The organism is Streptomyces sp. NPDC096323, assembly GCF_040302845.1.
GTDB lineage: Bacteria > Actinomycetota > Actinomycetes > Streptomycetales > Streptomycetaceae > Streptomyces.
Map to the genome: position 1 here is coordinate 285,312 of NZ_JBEOSI010000005.1, position 15,751 is coordinate 301,062.

The window sequence follows — 15,751 nt, forward strand, 5'->3', positions numbered from 1 at the left end:
AGCCGGTGAGCCGCGGGTCCTCACCCGCGCGCCTCGGACGACTCCGGTACGGCCCCGGCCCGTACCAGCAGGTCCGCCAGCCGGTCCGTGACCGTCTCCGGGTGCTCCAGCATCACCAGGTGCCCGGCGTCCGGGACGATGACCAGCTCCGCTTCGGGCAGCAGGTCCGCGATGGCCTCGCTGTGCGAGCTGGGCGTCACCAGGTCCTTGTCGCCCGCCAGGATCAGCACCGGGACGTCCCGGAACAGGGGCAGCGCATTGCTCTTGTCGTGCTCGGCGAAGGCGGGGTAGAACTCCGCGACGACGTCGATCGGCGTGGACTCGATGAGCCGCTCGGCGAACCGCTCGACCGCCGGGTCCACGTCCCGCGATCCGAACGAGTACCGCTTGATCAGCCCGGCGAACAGGTCCGCGGTCGCCCGCCTCCCCCGCTCCACCAGCTCCGCCTGCGAGCCGAGCGCCTTCAGCACGCCGGGCAGCACCCGCCGCACCGCGTTCACCCCCGCCACCGGCAGTCCGAAGTTGACCTCGCCCAGCTTGCCGCCCGACGTGCCCACGAAGGCGACGGCGGCGACCCGGTCCCGCATCAGCGCGGGGTACTGGTCGGCGAGCGCCATGATCGTCATGCCGCCCATGGAGTGCCCGACGAGCACCAGCGGGCCCTCGGGGGCGGCCGCGTCGATCACGGCCTTGAGGTCGCGGCCGAGCTGGTCGATGCCGACGTGCACGCCCTGCGCCTGGGCCCGGCCGCGCTCCGAGCGGCCGTGGCTGCGCTGGTCCCAGTGGACGGTCCGCACGAGGCCGCGCAGGGCCGCCCGCTGGAAGTGCCAGGAGTCCTGGCTGAGGCAGTAGCCGTGGCTGAAGACGACCGTCACGGGGGCGGGCGCCTTGCGTCCGAAGAGCCGGCGCCGGCGCGGGCCGGCGGCGGCGGAGCCGGGGGGCGTGCCGCCCGTTCCCGTACGGCTGCCCGGGTCGACCTCGTCGATCTCGTAGTACAGCTCGGTGCCGTCGTCGGCCGCCGCCCGGCCCGGCAGCCCGCGCAGCGAGCCGTACGGTCCGCTGGCGTCCAGGGCGAGCCTGGCCCGCTTGCGCATGCCGCGGCCGACGGTCAGCCGCTCGACCGCGACCCCGGCCGCCGCGCCCGCGGCGATCACACCTATGGCGGCCCCGGCGAAACCCGCCCGGCGCCAGCCGGCCGCCGAAGCGGCCGTCGCCACCGCGTCCCCCGCGCTGATCTCGCTCACCGTGCCGCGCTCCTCGTCGGTCGTGTCGTGCCCGTCGGGTAGGTCGGGGCCGGCCGGACTCCTGCGCTCGTGTCCGGCCGTCCCGGGACATGCTCAGATCGTGCCTGGTCAGGGGCGGTTGTCCGGTCAGGACCCGGCCGAGGGGTCCTCCGGCGTTTCGTCGTCGCGGTAGACGCGCGGCACCCGGCCGCCGATCCGGGTGACGATCTCGTACGCGATCGTGTCCGCCGCCCGCGCCCAGTCCTCGGCGCTCGGCTCGCCCCGGTCCCCCGGGCCGAACAGCACGGCGTCGCTGCCGACCGGCGGCTCGTCCCCTTCGAGGTCGACGACGAACTGGTCCATGGCCACCCGGCCCGCGATCGTCCGCCGGACGCCGCCGACCAGGACGGGGCCGCGGCCCGACGCGTGGCGCGGGACGCCGTCCGCGTACCCCAGCGGCACCAGGCCCAGCGTGGTCTCCGCGGACGTCGTGTAGTGGTGTCCGTAGCTGACGCCGTGCCCGGCCGGCACCCGCTTGACCAGGGCGAGGGACGCGGCGAGCGTCATCACCGGACGCAGCCCGAAGTCCGCCGGGGTGCCGAGCTCGGGGCTGGGCGAGATGCCGTACATGGCGATCCCGGTCCGCACGAGGTCGAAGTGCGATTCGGGGACCGTGAGCGTCGCCGGGGAGTTCGCGATGTGCCGCACCTCGGGCTCGACGCCGGCCTTCTCCGCGTACGCCACCATGTCGCGGAACGTGTCGAGCTGGGCGGTGATGGAGGGGTGCCCGGGCTCGTCGGCGCAGGCGAAGTGGGACCAGAGGCCGGTGACGCGGACGGTGCCCGCCTGCTCGGCCGTGCGGGCGGCGGCGACGAGCTCGGCCCAGTCGGCGGGCTGGCAGCCGTTGCGGCCGAGGCCGGTGTCGGCCTTGAGCTGGACCCGGGCGGGGCGGCCCGCCTCCGCTGCCGCCGCGGTGACTTCGCCGAGCGCCCACAGGCCGCTCACCGACACGTCGATGTCCGCCTCGATCGCCTCGCGCCAGGGCCCGCCCGGCGTCCACAGCCAGCACATCACCCGGCCGCCGAGACCGGCCGCGCGCAGGGCGAGCGCCTCGTGCGGGGTGGCGGTGCCCAGCCAGGTGGCGCCCGCTTCGAGGGCGGCGCGGGCGCAGCGCTCGGCACCGTGTCCGTACGCGTCGGATTTGACCACGGCCATGAGCTGCGCCCCGGCCGCCCGGGCACGCAGCACGCGCACGTTGGCGCGCAGTGCGGCGAGGTCGATCTCGGCACGGGCTCTCAGGGGCGCTGTCTCGTTCATCGCGCCCAGTGTCTCAGAGGCGTACGGCGGGGCCCCCGGGCGGCGGGCGCGTCGGGGCCCGGTGTGCCGCGCGGGAGCACGTCAGCGGTGGTGCAGTTCGTGTTCCACATGGTCGGCGAGGACCGGGACGTGGCTGTGCGGGACGTCCTTGACCGCGGTGACCAGCGTCACCGGACCGCCCTCGCGGACGAGCGACATCAGCTCGTCCACGGCTGCCGCGTGGACGGGGTCGGCCAGCTCGGCCCGGTAGCGGTCGACGAACTCGTCGTACCGGGTCCCGGAGCGGTCCTCGTGGTACCAGGAGCGCAGTTCGTCCGACGGGGTGACGTCCTTGAGCCACTTGTCGATCGCGGCCCGGTCCTTGGAGACGCCGCGCGGCCACAGCCGGTCGACGAGGACACGGGTGCCGTCGCCGTCCTCCTCGGGGTCGTACACCCGGCGGACGCGCAGATCACTGTCGGAGGTCACTGGCACTCCCCTCTCGCCGTTTCCAGGATCGCTCAGGCCCGTACGTCCCGCCAGGCCGACCGGATCGCCTCGGCGACGTCCTGCGCGGCGACCGGGGAGCCGTCGGAGGCGTGCCGGGCGGCGAGTCCGTGGAGGTGGGCGCCGACGGACGCGGCGTCGCGCGGGGCGAGGCCCGCGGCCAGCAGCGAACCGGTCAGCCCGGAGAGCACGTCCCCGCTGCCCGCGGTGGCCAGCCAGGAGGTGCCGGTCGGGTTGACCCGCACGGGGGTGCGGGGGTCGTCGGTGGCGATCAGGGTCGTCGACCCCTTGAGCAGGACCGTGGCGCGGAACCGGGAGGCGAGTTCGCGTACGGCGGCCAGCCGCCCCGCCTCGACCTCCTCGCGCGCCACGCCGAGCAGCGCCGCGGCCTCCCCGGCGTGCGGGGTCAGCACGGTGGGCGCGGTGCGCGCCCGTACGACGTCCGCGTCCAGCAGCCGCAGGCCGTCCGCGTCGACGAGCACCGGCACGTCGGCGGCCAGCACGTCGGCGACCGCGTCGACGGCGTCCGTGCCGTCGCCGAGCCCCGGCCCGGCCACCCATGCCTGCACGCGCCCCGCCTTGGACGGCGGGCCCGCGTGGACGAGGGTCTCCGGATGCCGCGCGATCACGGCGTCGCCGCCCGGCCCGACGTAGCGCACGGCCCCCGCCCCGCCGCGCAGCGCCCCGGAGACGGCGAGGACCGCGGCCCCCGGGTAGCGCGCCGATCCGGCGGCGATGCCGACGACGCCGCGCCGGTACTTGTCGCTCTCCGCGGCGGGCACGGGCAGCAGGGCTGCGACGTCCGCGTACTGGAGCGCCTCCAGCTCGGGAACGTCCGGCAGTTCGGCGCCGAGCCCGATGTCGACGAGGTGCAGGGCCCCGGCCCTCTCGGCGGCCGGGTCGATGAGCAGCCCCGGTTTGTACGCCCCGAAGGTGACGGTCGCATCCGCGCGCACGGCGGCCCCCCGCACCTCGCCGGTGTCCGCCTCCACACCGCTCGGCAGATCGACGGCGACGACGGGCACCCCGTGCGCCGCGTAGTGCGCCACGACGGCGGCGGCGTCCGGCCGCAGTCCGCCGCGTCCGCCGATGCCGGTGATGCCGTCGACGACGAGGTCGATGTGCCCGCCCCAGTCGCGGTGCGGGGCCACCTCACCCACGTCCATCACCCGGCCGCCCGCCGCCAGCAGGGCCGCGAGACCGCCCTCGTGCGCCCGCCCGGGGGAGACGCGCACGGCCACGACGCCCGCCCCGCGCCGGGCCAGCCGGGCCCCCGCGTACAGGGCGTCGCCCCCGTTGTCGCCGCTGCCGACGAGGAGGACGACGCGGGAGCCGTAGACCCGGCCGCCCCGCCGCAGCAGATCGGCGCAGGCGGCCGCGAGTCCGGCGGCGGCGCGCTGCATCAGCGCACCCTCCGGAAGCCGTGCCATCAGGGCCTGTTCGGCGGCCCGTACGGTCGAGACGCTGTAAGCGGTACGCATGACACCAACGTACGCAGAAACGCGCCGCCCTACCCCTCCGCGATCACCACCGCCGAGGCCACCCCCGCGTCATGGCTGAGCGACACGTGCCACTGCCGCACGCCGAGCTCGGCCGCGCGGGCGGCGACGGTGCCCCGGACCCGCAGCCGGGGCTGCCCGCTCTCCTCGACGTACACCTCGGCGTCCGTCCACAGCAGCCCGCCGGGCGCGCCGAGCGCCTTGGCGAGGGCCTCCTTGGCGGCGAACCGGGCGGCCAGCGAGGCGATCCCCCGCCGCTCACCGCCGGGCAGCAGCAACTCCCGGTCGATGAAGAGGCGTTGGGCCAGTTGCGGCGTACGCTCCAGCGCCGCGTCGAACCGCTCGATCTCCGCCACATCGATCCCGACCCCGATGATCACGTACACACCTTCGCTGTTGGCTGATGGCTCACTCCACGGTGACGGACTTCGCCAGGTTGCGCGGCTGGTCCACCTCGTTGCCGCGGGCCGTCGCCAGCTCGCAGGCGAAGACCTGCAACGGCACGGTGGCGACCAGCGGCTGAAGCAGCGTAGGCGTTGCGGGGATCCGGATGAGGTGGTCGGCGTACGGAACGACCTCCTCGTCGCCCTCCTCCGCGATGACGACGGTGAGGGCGCCGCGGGCCCGGATCTCCTGGATGTTCGACACGATCTTGTCGTGCAGCACGGACCGCCCGGCCGGTGACGGCACCACGACGACGACGGGAAGCCCTTCCTCGATGAGCGCGATCGGCCCGTGCTTGAGCTCGCCGGCGGCGAACCCCTCGGCGTGCATGTACGCGAGTTCCTTGAGCTTCAACGCGCCTTCCAGGGCGACCGGGTAGCCGACGTGCCGGCCGAGGAAGAGGACGGTGTCGTGCGAGGCCAGCGACCGGGCCAGCTCCCGGACCGGCTCCATGGTGGACAGGACGCGGTCGACGGAGCCGGAGATGTCGGAGAGCTGGCGGATGACGGTACGGATCTCGTCGCCCCACTTGGTCCCGCGGACCTGGCCGAGATAGAGCGCGACGAGGTAGCAGGCCACCAACTGGGTCAGGAACGCCTTGGTGGAGGCGACGGCGACCTCGGGGCCTGCGTGCGTGTAGAGCACGGCGTCGGACTCGCGCGGGATGGTCGAGCCGTTGGTGTTGCAGATCGCGAGGACCTTCGCCCCCTGTTCGCGGGCGTGCCGCAGGGCCATCAGGGTGTCCATCGTCTCGCCGGACTGCGAGATGGCGATGACGAGGGTGTGCGGGTCGAGGATCGGGTCGCGGTAGCGGAACTCACTGGCCAGCTCGGTCTCGCAGGGGATGCGGGTCCAGTGCTCGATGGCGTACTTGGCGATCATCCCGGCGTGGAACGCGGTCCCGCAGGCGACGATCACCACCTTGTCGACCTCGCGCAGCTCGCCCCGCGTGATCCGCACCTCGTCGAGGTGGAGCGTGCCCTCCGGGTCGATCCGGCCGAGGAGGGTGTCGGTGACGGCCTTGGGCTGCTCGGCGATCTCCTTGAGCATGAAGGAGGCGTAGCCGCCCTTCTCCGCGGCGGAGGCGTCCCAGTCCACGTGGTACGCCCGCACCTCGGCGGGCTCCCCGTCGAACCCGGTGACCACGACGCCCTCCCGCCGCAGCTCCACCACCTGGTCCTGGCCGAGCTCGATCGCGGAGCGGGTGTGGGCGATGAACGCGGCGACGTCGGAGGCGAGGAAGGCCTCGCCGTCCCCCACCCCGACGACGAGCGGCGAGTTCCGCCGGGCCCCGACCACCACGTCGGGCGCGTCCGCGAAGACGGCGACGAGCGTGAAGGCCCCTTCGAGGCGCCGGCAGACCTGGCGCATCGCTTCCGCCGGGTCCGCGCTCTGCGAGTACGCCTCGGCGAGGAGGTGGGCGACGACCTCGGTGTCGGTCTCGGAGACCAGGTCGTGGCCGCGCCGGCCGAGCTCGGCGCGCAGGGCGGCGAAGTTCTCGATGATCCCGTTGTGGACGACGGCGACGCGTCCGGCGTTGTCGAGGTGCGGGTGGGCGTTGGTGTCGGTGGGGCCGCCGTGGGTGGCCCACCGGGTGTGCCCGATCCCGGCGCTGCCGGCCGGCAGCGGCCGTTCGACGAGCGCCTTCTCCAGGTTGACGAGCTTCCCGGCCTTCTTGGCGGCGGCCAGTCCCCCGTCGGCGAGGATGGCGATCCCGGCGGAGTCGTACCCCCGGTACTCCAGCCGCTTGAGACCGGCGACGACGACGTCCTGCGCCGACTGCCCACCGACGTAACCCACGATTCCGCACATAGTGGTCCTTTCCTGGTCACCAGCCCCTGTTCTTCGCATAGTCGCAGAAGCAACCGGTATTTCAAGCCCAGGAACGAGACCGGCCGGACCGATCAAGGCTGTCCGGCGCTTGAAGACACAGCGCCGCCGAAGGCGTGCGCCGCACCCATCACGCACCCGCACCTACCCCACCCGCACCGCCCCCCGCGTCGGGGCCTCCGCACCCTTCCGGGCCCCCCGCTCCCCCTTCACCAGCAGCAGCACCGCCGCCCCCGCGACGATGCCCGCCACTCCGGCCACCACGGCCGCCGTGTTCAGCCCCGAGGCGAAGGCCGCCCGCATCGCCTGCTCCGGCACCCCCGCAGCCCGCAGGCCCGACGCGCCGCCGCCCGCCAGCGCGTGGGACTGCTCCTCGCTCAGCGTCTCGCCGATCCGCGAGGTCAGCACCGTCCCGAGCACGGCCACCCCGAAGGCGTACCCGAGCTGCCGGAAGGTGTTGACCGCGCCGCCCGCCATGCCCGCCCGCTCCGGCTCCACCGCCGCGAGCGCCGCGCCCGCGAGGGCCGGGGAGACCAGGCCCGTACCGATGCCCGCGACGATCAGCCCCGGCAGCAGCGCCGGCCACGAGGAGCCCGCGCCCAGGACCGCCTGGCCGAGCGTGCCGGCGCCGATCAGGGCGAGCCCGACGCCGATGGTCAGCCTCGGCTGCACGCCGTGCAGCAGCCGCCCGCCGACGGCCGCCACCACGAACGCCGTCGCGGCCAGCGGAAGGAGCGCCAGTCCGCCCTGGACGGGGCTGAGCCCGAGTACGGTCTGCAGCCAGATCGAGGTGTACGGCAGGACGGCGAAGGCCGCCAGGTTGTACGCGAGCGCCCCGGCCATCACTCCGGTGAACGCGGACTTCCGGAACAGCGAAAGCTCCAGCAGCGGGTGTTCGACTCGCCGCTCGACGAGCACGAAGCAGACGAGAGCGAGCGCGGCGATCCCGAACGTGGCGAGCGTGCGCCCCGACGTCCAGCCCAGGCTTCCCGCCCGTACGACGGCGTACGTCGCCGCCGCCGCGAACACCGCGAAGCTCGCGGTCCCCGCCCAGTCGATGCGCCGGCCCCGCGCCCCGTGCGACTCGGGCACCGTGCGGGCCGTCAGCCATACCGCGGCGACGCTGACCGGGAGGTTCACGAAGAAGATCCAGCGCCACCCGGGCCCCTCGGTCAGCAGCCCGCCGACCACCGGTCCGATCGCGGCGGCGCCCCCGCTGACCGCACCCCACAGCCCGAGCGCGACGGACCGGTCCCTGCTCCGGTACACGGAGGCGAGCAACGGCAGCGTGGTCGCGAACATCGCGGCGGCGCCCACCCCTTGGACCCCCCGCGCGGCGACGAGGACCGCCGGTGACGACGCGAGCCCGCACGCCAGCGAGGCGGCAGCGAAGAGCACGACGCCCGCGACATGGACCCGGCGCCGACCCAGCAGATCGGCGGCGGCCCCGATGCCGAGCAGCAACGCCGCCAGCGCGAGCGCGTATCCGTCGATGACCCACTGCAGATCGGAGAGCGACGCGTCCAGCACCCCTGCCATCTCGGGCAACGCCACGATGACGATGGTGACGTCGAGCAGCAGCATGAACGTCCCCAGACAGACCGCGGTGAGCGGCCCCCACTTACGCATGTCTTTCTCCCTGCACGGCAGTACGACTTCTTCTTCGTGGCCGGCGGCCACTCCCGTACGATCGGAGAGCGGCGACCGAAAACACCGGCCGGAGACCGCGATCCGCCGGAATCCGACACAGACAGGGCCACCCGCCATGGAATCCCCCACCTCGGGCGACGCCCTCGACCTCCAGATCCTGCACGCGCTGGAACTGGACGCCCGCGCCCCGTTCAGCAGGATCGCGACCGTGCTCGGCGTCTCCGACCAGACCGTGGCCCGCCGTTTCCGCAGGCTGCGGTCCGAGGCGGGCCTGCGGGTCGTCGGGGTCCGCTGCGCGGCCGCCGAGGACTCGCTCGACCACTGGCTGCTCCGCGTGCGCTGCGCGCCCGAGGGAGCGAAGGCCATCGCCGAAGCTCTGGCCAAACGCCCGGACACGGCGTGGATCGGCCTCACTTCGGGCGGTACGGAGGTGACGTGCACGGCGAACGTCCGCTCCCGGGACGACGCGGACGAGCTGCTCCTCGGCAAGCTGCCGCGCACCCCGCACATCGTCGACATTCGCGCCCACCAGCTGCTGCACCGCTTCTACGGCGGCCCGTCGGGCTGGCTCCACAAGAGCGGCGCCCTGTCCCCGGACCAGTCCGCCGCCCTCGCTCTCCCTCCTCTCCCGGACCACCCCGGGCCGGCCGTCATCACCGCCGAGGACGAGCCCCTCGTCGCCGCGTTGGAGGCGGACGGCCGGGCCACGTACCCCGAACTCCAGAGGGCGACGGGCCGCTCCGAGTCGGCGGTCAAGCGCCGCATGGCCCAGCTCGTGGCCACGGGCGCGCTGTACGTGGACGTCGAGTACGACTGTGCCCCCTTCGGCTTCCGCCACCCGACGATGCTGTGCATCACCGCCGCGCCCCGGGCCCTGCACACGGTGGGCGAGGCGCTCGCCACCCACCCGGAGGTCGCCTACGCAGCGGCGACCACGGGCCCGTCCAACCTGATGGCGATGGTGGTCGCCCGCGACTCGGCGCACCTGTACCGCTATCTGAGCGAGCGCCTGGGGCAGCTGGACGGGGTCGAGCACGTGGAGTCGATGCCGTTCCTGCGCCGCGTGAAGCAGCTGACGTACCGGCCGTTCCGGGGGTAGTCCGTGTACGGCAGGCGCAGAACCCGCGCCACGTTCTACGCCACCCTCACTTCGGTGTTCTGCCCGGCGTGCAGCAGCCACCGCCCGTCCGACCTCAAGCAGGCTTGAGGTCAAGGGGCTGGTCACGACGCCTTTCCGTCGGCCGGTCACATCCCTCTCGCGCGATCCGTCAGGGCAATGACAGCGATTCGCACACCTGAGGAGATGGCGATGGAAACGCGTTCGATCACGGCAGAGATCCCGATGGCTCCACGCATGGCCGAGGACCCCGCGGCGCTCGTCCCCGAGCTGGCGGAGGTGTCGGCAGCACTGTTCAGGGCCGCCGGCAATGGTTCGGTGCCGCGTTCCACGATCAGCCTGGTCCAACTGCGTGCCGGTCAGATCGTCGGCAGCACCTATCTGACCGTTCTGCACACGGGGTTCCTGCGTAAGGCCGGGCAGTCGGAGGAACGGATCACGTCGGTGGCGTCCTGGCAGGACTCGCCGTACTTCACCGGTGCCGAGCGTGCCGCTCTGGCACTGGTGGAAGCCGTGCTTCTGCCGTCGGCCGACGGCGAGCGGGTCTCGGACGAGCTGTTCGCTCAGGCCGCCGAGCACTACGAGGACAAGGCCCTCGCCACGCTGATGTTCGCGATCGGCCAGGTCAACTTCTTCATCGCCGTGGCGCTGATCGCCAAGCCGGTACCGGGCCGGTCGTTCACCGACCCCTGGAGGTAGCACCACGCCGTCCGCCAGGACCAGCCCCCGGGCAGGCTGGACGCCGACGACGAAGACCGCCTCGCCGCCCACCACCGGAGGGGACTGGTCCCGGACCGTCGAGGTCATCGCGGACCTCCGGGAGCGGCGGGTGCGGGGAACGCGGTGCTGACAGTGGGGTGAGCGGCCGAGGGTACGGAGAACGCAGAACCTCCCCTGCCTGTGTCACAGGGCGTCGGGCTGTCTCGTCCCAAGGGGTGTAACCATCGACGAGCACGGAGGAGCACCCCATGGACGCGCGACTGAACTACTTCACCGACCCCACCGCCGCCAAGGCCCTCAAGCACCTCATGTCGGCGGGCAAGGCGCTCAAGGAGTCGCCGCTGCCGGCCGCGACGCAGGAGTTGGTGGCGCTGCGTGTGAGCCAGATCAACGGCTGCGCCGTCTGCATCGACATGCACACCAAGGAGGCCGCCGCGGCCGGCGAGACCTCGGTGCGGCTGCACCTGGTGGCGGCCTGGCGCGAGGCGAGGGTCTTCACCGAGGCCGAGCGTGCCGCGCTGGAGCTGGCGGAGCAGGGGACCAGGGTCGCCGACGCGGAGGAAGGGGTCGGCGACGAGGTGTGGTCGCGGGCCGCGAAGCACTACGACGAGGAACAGCTCACCGCCCTGGCGTTGCTGGTCTCCTTCATGAACGCGGCCAACCGGCTGAACATCATCGCCCGGCAGCCGGCCGGCGACTACCGGGCCGGACAGTTCCACTGAGCCGCCCCTGCGACAACCCGCCCGGGGCGCGGCCCACGGCCCCGGGCACGACGCGCCGGACGGCTCTGCCGGCGTGATGCACACTCACCGGGAACGGCCGGGGGAAGACCGAGGGAGACGCGGCATGGACAAGGCCGGAGAGTTCGAGGAGCTGCGAGCCCTGCTGTTCTCGATCGCCTACCGGATTCTGGGCAGCGTGAGCGAGGCCGAGGACGCGGTGCAGGAGACATGGCTGCGCTTCGACGGCTCGGCGACCGTTCCCACGTCGGTCAAGGCGTTCCTGTCCACCACGGTGACGCGGATCTCGATCGACGTGCTGCGCTCCGCGCGGATGCGGCGGGAGGAGTACGTGGGCCCGTGGTTCCCCGAGCCGCTGCTCAGCGATCCGTATCAGGATCCGGCGCGCTCGGCGGAGCTGGCCGACTCGGTTTCGATGGCCGCGTTGCTGCTGCTGGAGCGCCTCAGCCCGCTGGAGCGGTCGGTGTTCGTACTGCGCGAGGTGTTCGGCTTCGGGTACGACGACATCGCGTCGGCGGTGGGGCGTTCGGAGGCGGCGTGCCGGCAGCTGCTCGTACGGGCGCGGCGACACATGGAAGCAGGGCGGCCGCGGTTCGAAGCGGACCGCGAGGAGCGTGAGGAGCTGGCGAGGCGGTTCTTCGACGCGCTTCGCGAGGGCGACGTCGACGGCCTGCGGGATCTGCTGGCCGCCGACGTACAGATGGTCGGGGACGGCGGCGGCAAGGCCCCGCAGCTGGCCAGGGCCATCACCGGCGCCGAGAACGTGGCGCGACTGCTGGCCTCCGCCTTCCCGCTGCTGGCCCGGATCGACGTCACGTTCGAGCCCCGCGAGGTCAACGCCCGGCCCGGCGCCGTCTTCCGCGACAGGGACGGCAAGGTGCTCCATACGCTGGCCCTCGATGTGCTCGACGGGCGGATCCAGACCATCCGCACGGTGATCAATCCGGACAAGCTCGCCCACCTGGGGCCGGTTGCCGACGCCTGGACCGTCAGCGACGAGATGAAGCGGGCCCGCCGCGGCAGTGGGTGACTGCGGTCGGTGCACCCCGGCAGCCGACTCGTGAGTCCTGGCCCTCGGGTCCGGAAGCGCGGAATCCACCACGTTGCATGATCATGCGAGATGATGCATAATCTTCCTATGTCTAAGGTCCTCACCTCCCTGCCCACCGGCGAGCGCGTCGGCATCGCCTTCTCGGGCGGCCTCGACACCTCGGTCGCGGTCGCGTGGATGCGCGACAAGGGCGCTGTCCCGTGCACCTACACCGCCGACATCGGTCAGTACGACGAGCCCGACATCGCCTCCGTGCCCGGCCGCGCCAAGGCCTACGGCGCCGAGCTCGCGCGCCTGGTCGACTGCCGTGCGGCGCTTGTCGAGGAGGGGCTGGCCGCGCTCACCTGCGGCGCGTTCCACATCCGCTCGGGCGGGCGGGCGTACTTCAACACCACGCCGCTCGGCCGCGCCGTGACGGGCACGCTCCTGGTGCGGGCGATGCTGGAGGACGACGTACAGATCTGGGGCGACGGCTCCACGTACAAGGGCAACGACATCGAGCGGTTCTACCGCTACGGGCTCCTCGCCAACCCGCACCTGCGGATCTACAAGCCCTGGCTCGACGCGGACTTCGTGACCGAGCTCGGCGGCCGCAAGGAGATGTCGGAGTGGCTGGTCGCCCATGACCTGCCCTACCGCGACAGCACGGAGAAGGCGTACTCCACCGACGCCAACATCTGGGGCGCCACCCACGAGGCGAAGACGCTGGAGCACCTGAACACGGGTGTGGAGAGCGTCGACCCGATCATGGGCGTGAAGTTCTGGGACCCCTCGGTCGCCATCGAGACCGAGGACGTCACGATCGGCTTCGACCAGGGCCGCCCGGTGACGATCAACGGCGAGAAGTTCGACACCGCCGTCGACCTGGTGATGAAGGCGAACACCATCGGCGGCCGCCACGGCATGGGTATGTCGGACCAGATCGAGAACCGGATCATCGAGGCCAAGAGCCGCGGCATCTACGAGGCCCCCGGCATGGCCCTGCTGCACGCCGCGTACGAGCGGCTGGTCAACGCGATCCACAACGAGGACACGCTCGCCCAGTACCACAACGAGGGCCGGCGCCTGGGCCGGCTGATGTACGAGGGCCGCTGGCTGGACCCGCAGGCGCTCATGGTGCGCGAGTCGATCCAGCGCTGGGTCGGCACCGCCGTCACCGGCGAGGTGACGCTGCGGCTGCGGCGCGGCGAGGACTACTCGATCCTCGACACCACGGGCCCGGCGTTCAGCTACCACCCGGACAAGCTGTCCATGGAGCGCACCGAGGACTCCGCGTTCGGCCCGGTCGACCGCATCGGCCAGCTGACCATGCGCAACCTCGACATCGCCGACTCCCGCGCCAAGCTGGAGCAGTACGCGGGCCTCGGCCTGATCGGCACCGCCAACCCGGCCATCGGCGCCGCCCAGGCCGCCGCGACCGGCCTGATCGGCTCCCTCCCGGAGGGCGGCGCCGAGGCCATCGCCTCCCGCGGCGAGGTCTCCGAGACGGACGAGATGCTGGACCGCGCCGCGATGGAGTCCGGCACGGACTAGCCCCCGCAGACAAAGGCCGGCCCGGCACCTCGTGCGCCGGGCCGGCCTTTTCGCTGCCCACCGCCGTCGCCCACGTGACCGAGCCCACCCCCCGCACCGTTCGAACTCCCGTCGAACTCCCGCAACAATGAACCCGTGATCACTTCGCCGACACGGAGCACGAACCGACGCGCCGAGCCCGCCGCTACGCCGTACGTCGACCTCTCCCGGGCGGAGTGGAGCGCGCTGCGCGACAAGACGCCGCTGCCGCTGACCGCCGACGAGGTGGAGCGGCTGCGCGGGCTCGGGGACGTCATCGACCTCGACGAGGTGCGGGACGTCTACCTGCCGCTCTCGCGGCTTCTCAATCTGTACGTCCAGGCCACCTCCGGGCTGCGCGGCGCACTGAACACCTTCCTCGGGGACGCCGGCAACGGGCACGGGGAGCAGCGCGGGACGCCGTTCGTCATAGGGGTCGCGGGCAGTGTCGCGGTGGGCAAGTCCACCAGCGCCCGTATCCTCCAGGCGCTGCTGGCCCGCTGGCCGGAGCACCCGCGGGTGGAGCTGGTGACCACGGACGGGTTCCTGCTGCCGATGAAGGAGCTCCACGCGCGCGGCCTGATGTCGCGCAAGGGCTTCCCGGAGTCGTACGACCGCCGCGCGCTGACCCGGTTCGTCGCCGACATCAAGGCGGGCAAGGACGAGGTGACGGCCCCGGTCTACTCGCACCTGATCTACGACATCGTGCCGGACGAGCGGCTCACCGTACGGCGTCCGGACATCCTCATCGTGGAAGGGCTGAACGTCCTGCAGCCCGCACTCCCCGGCAAGGACGGCCGCACCCGCGTCGGGCTCGCGGACTACTTCGACTTCAGCGTGTACGTGGACGCCCGGCCCGAGGACATCGAGACCTGGTACCTCAACCGCTTCCGCAAGCTGCGCGCCACCGCGTTCCAGGACCCGTCCTCGTACTTCCGCAAGTACACGCAGGTCTCCGAGGCGGAGGCCATGGCGTACGCGGCAACCATGTGGCGGACCATCAACAAGCCCAATCTGGTGGAGAACGTGGCGCCGACCCGCGGCCGTGCCACGCTGGTGCTGCGCAAGGGCCCCGACCACAAGGTCCAGCGGCTGTCCCTGCGCAAGCTCTGACCCGATCACATCCTCACGAGGAGCGTTGTGCTGCATCTCCGCCTGATCGTCCCGGCCGACCGTACGGACGAGGTGACGGGCCTGCTGGAACGGACCGTCGGCACCGCCCATCTCGCGGTGCTGCCGGGGGTGGCGCGGGACCCGGTGGGCGACGTGGTGCTGTGCGACGTGGCGCGCGAGGCCGGCGACGAGCTGATCGGCGCGTTGCGGCGGCTCGGGGTCGACAAGTACGGGGCGATCACCGTCGAGAACATGGACCTGACGCTCTCCGCCCGCGCCGACCTGGCGGAGGAGGAGGCGCCGGGCGAGGGCGCGGACGCGGTGCTGTGGGAGGAGCTGACCGACGTCACCCACGAGGACTCGACGTTCAGCGTCACCTACGTGGCGTTCCTCGCGGTCGCCACCATGCTCGCCGCCTGCGGTGTGATGCTCGACAACGCGATCCTGATCGTGGGCGCGATGGCGGTGGGCCCGGAGTTCGGGCCGCTGGCGGGAATCTCCACGGCACTGGTGCAGCGGGCCCCGCGTCTGGTGGGGCGGTCGCTGTGGGCGCTGATCGGCGGATTCGCCGCCGCCATGGTGGTGACCGCCGGCTTCGCCTGGCTGATGGACGCCTTCGGGCTGTTCGACGAGGCGATGATCGAGGCGGCCCGGCCCAACACGGCGTTCGTCTGGCAGCCGGACTGGCTGTCGTTCGTGGTGGCGTTCCTCGCGGGCATCGCCGGGACGCTCTCACTGACCTCGGCGAAGTCCGGGGCGCTGATCGGTGTCGCGATCTCGGTGACGACCGTGCCGGCCGCGGCCAACGCGGCGGTGGCGTTCAGCTACGGCGACTACAGCCAGATGACGGGATCGATCCAGCAGCTGCTGGCGAACCTGGGCGGGATCGTGCTGGCGGGGACGCTGACGCTGCTGGCCCAGAAGGCCCTGTGGCACACGGCCCGCCGTCGCCAGCGGGCAGGCACGAAGGCGCCGGTGGGCGCGGACGCGTAGGGCGGGCGCTCGGCGCA

General features: G+C 72.7%; 14 protein-coding genes. 7 read left to right on the forward strand and 7 right to left on the reverse strand.

Going from position 1 to position 15,751, the window contains the following annotated elements; genetic code table 11:
• Nucleotides 1–20 precede the first annotated feature (20 nt).
• From ABTX18_RS16100 to ABTX18_RS16130, 7 genes are all read right to left on the reverse strand, one after another.
• Nucleotides 21–1,244 (reverse strand): alpha/beta fold hydrolase, encoded by a 1,224-nt coding sequence (locus tag ABTX18_RS16100; RefSeq protein WP_352123344.1) that lies wholly within the window; start codon nucleotides 1,242–1,244, stop codon nucleotides 21–23.
• 126 nt (nucleotides 1,245–1,370) lie between these two features.
• Complete coding sequence (gene alr, locus ABTX18_RS16105; protein ID WP_352123345.1) at nucleotides 1,371–2,540, reverse strand: alanine racemase; 1,170 nt, start codon at nucleotides 2,538–2,540, stop codon at nucleotides 1,371–1,373.
• Nucleotides 2,541–2,621: 81 nt separating this feature from the next.
• Nucleotides 2,622–3,008: a DUF488 domain-containing protein gene (locus tag ABTX18_RS16110; RefSeq protein WP_352123346.1), complete on the reverse strand. Its 387-nt coding sequence runs from the start codon at nucleotides 3,006–3,008 to the stop codon at nucleotides 2,622–2,624.
• Between the two features lie 32 nt (nucleotides 3,009–3,040).
• Nucleotides 3,041–4,507: an NAD(P)H-hydrate dehydratase gene (locus tag ABTX18_RS16115; RefSeq protein WP_352123347.1), complete on the reverse strand. Its 1,467-nt coding sequence runs from the start codon at nucleotides 4,505–4,507 to the stop codon at nucleotides 3,041–3,043.
• A 29-nt stretch (nucleotides 4,508–4,536) separates the two neighbouring features.
• Nucleotides 4,537–4,905, reverse strand: coding sequence for a holo-ACP synthase (locus ABTX18_RS16120; protein WP_352123348.1), 369 nt, complete (start codon nucleotides 4,903–4,905; stop codon nucleotides 4,537–4,539).
• Nucleotides 4,906–4,933: 28 nt separating this feature from the next.
• Nucleotides 4,934–6,781, reverse strand: a complete 1,848-nt coding sequence (gene glmS, locus ABTX18_RS16125; RefSeq protein ID WP_352123349.1) for a glutamine--fructose-6-phosphate transaminase (isomerizing) — start codon at nucleotides 6,779–6,781, stop codon at nucleotides 4,934–4,936.
• Between the two features lie 162 nt (nucleotides 6,782–6,943).
• Nucleotides 6,944–8,428, reverse strand: coding sequence for an MFS transporter (locus ABTX18_RS16130; RefSeq protein ID WP_352123350.1), 1,485 nt, complete (start codon nucleotides 8,426–8,428; stop codon nucleotides 6,944–6,946).
• Between the two features lie 136 nt (nucleotides 8,429–8,564).
• Here ABTX18_RS16130 and ABTX18_RS16135 point away from each other — a divergent pair, with 136 nt between their 5' ends.
• From ABTX18_RS16135 to ABTX18_RS16165, 7 genes are all read left to right on the forward strand, one after another.
• On the forward strand, nucleotides 8,565–9,548 hold the full coding sequence (locus tag ABTX18_RS16135; RefSeq protein ID WP_352123351.1) for an Lrp/AsnC family transcriptional regulator: 984 nt from the start codon (nucleotides 8,565–8,567) through the stop codon (nucleotides 9,546–9,548).
• Between the two features lie 210 nt (nucleotides 9,549–9,758).
• A complete protein-coding gene (locus ABTX18_RS16140) occupies nucleotides 9,759–10,265 on the forward strand; it encodes a carboxymuconolactone decarboxylase family protein (protein WP_352123352.1) in 507 nt (168 codons plus the stop codon).
• Nucleotides 10,266–10,534: 269 nt separating this feature from the next.
• Nucleotides 10,535–11,008, forward strand: a complete 474-nt coding sequence (locus ABTX18_RS16145; RefSeq protein WP_352123353.1) for a carboxymuconolactone decarboxylase family protein — start codon at nucleotides 10,535–10,537, stop codon at nucleotides 11,006–11,008.
• Between the two features lie 124 nt (nucleotides 11,009–11,132).
• Nucleotides 11,133–12,056: an RNA polymerase sigma-70 factor gene (locus ABTX18_RS16150; protein ID WP_352123354.1), complete on the forward strand. Its 924-nt coding sequence runs from the start codon at nucleotides 11,133–11,135 to the stop codon at nucleotides 12,054–12,056.
• 108 nt (nucleotides 12,057–12,164) lie between these two features.
• Nucleotides 12,165–13,610, forward strand: coding sequence for an argininosuccinate synthase (gene argG, locus ABTX18_RS16155; RefSeq protein ID WP_352123355.1), 1,446 nt, complete (start codon nucleotides 12,165–12,167; stop codon nucleotides 13,608–13,610).
• Between the two features lie 135 nt (nucleotides 13,611–13,745).
• The gene (coaA, locus tag ABTX18_RS16160) at nucleotides 13,746–14,741 is read left to right on the forward strand and encodes a type I pantothenate kinase (RefSeq protein ID WP_352123356.1); all 996 of its coding nucleotides are present in this window, start codon (nucleotides 13,746–13,748) and stop codon (nucleotides 14,739–14,741) included.
• A gap of 27 nt (nucleotides 14,742–14,768) precedes the next feature.
• The gene (locus ABTX18_RS16165; protein WP_352123357.1) at nucleotides 14,769–15,734 is read left to right on the forward strand and encodes a DUF389 domain-containing protein; all 966 of its coding nucleotides are present in this window, start codon (nucleotides 14,769–14,771) and stop codon (nucleotides 15,732–15,734) included.
• The last annotated feature ends 17 nt before the right edge of the window (nucleotides 15,735–15,751 follow it).

What these genes read in the sequence shown, in the direction of transcription:
- argG (WP_352123355.1), top strand. Translation starts at nt 12,165, where the DNA reads ATGTCTAAGGTCCTCACCTCCCTGCCCACCGGCGAGCGCGTCGGCATC.
- ABTX18_RS16140 (WP_352123352.1), top strand. Translation starts at nt 9,759, where the DNA reads ATGGAAACGCGTTCGATCACGGCAGAGATCCCGATGGCTCCACGCATG.
- ABTX18_RS16150 (WP_352123354.1), top strand. Translation starts at nt 11,133, where the DNA reads ATGGACAAGGCCGGAGAGTTCGAGGAGCTGCGAGCCCTGCTGTTCTCG.
- alr (WP_352123345.1), bottom strand. Translation starts at nt 2,540, where the DNA reads ATGAACGAGACAGCGCCCCTGAGAGCCCGTGCCGAGATCGACCTCGCC.
- glmS (WP_352123349.1), bottom strand. Translation starts at nt 6,781, where the DNA reads ATGTGCGGAATCGTGGGTTACGTCGGTGGGCAGTCGGCGCAGGACGTC.
- ABTX18_RS16145 (WP_352123353.1), top strand. Translation starts at nt 10,535, where the DNA reads ATGGACGCGCGACTGAACTACTTCACCGACCCCACCGCCGCCAAGGCC.
- ABTX18_RS16115 (WP_352123347.1), bottom strand. Translation starts at nt 4,507, where the DNA reads ATGCGTACCGCTTACAGCGTCTCGACCGTACGGGCCGCCGAACAGGCC.
- ABTX18_RS16135 (WP_352123351.1), top strand. Translation starts at nt 8,565, where the DNA reads ATGGAATCCCCCACCTCGGGCGACGCCCTCGACCTCCAGATCCTGCAC.
- ABTX18_RS16130 (WP_352123350.1), bottom strand. Translation starts at nt 8,428, where the DNA reads ATGCGTAAGTGGGGGCCGCTCACCGCGGTCTGTCTGGGGACGTTCATG.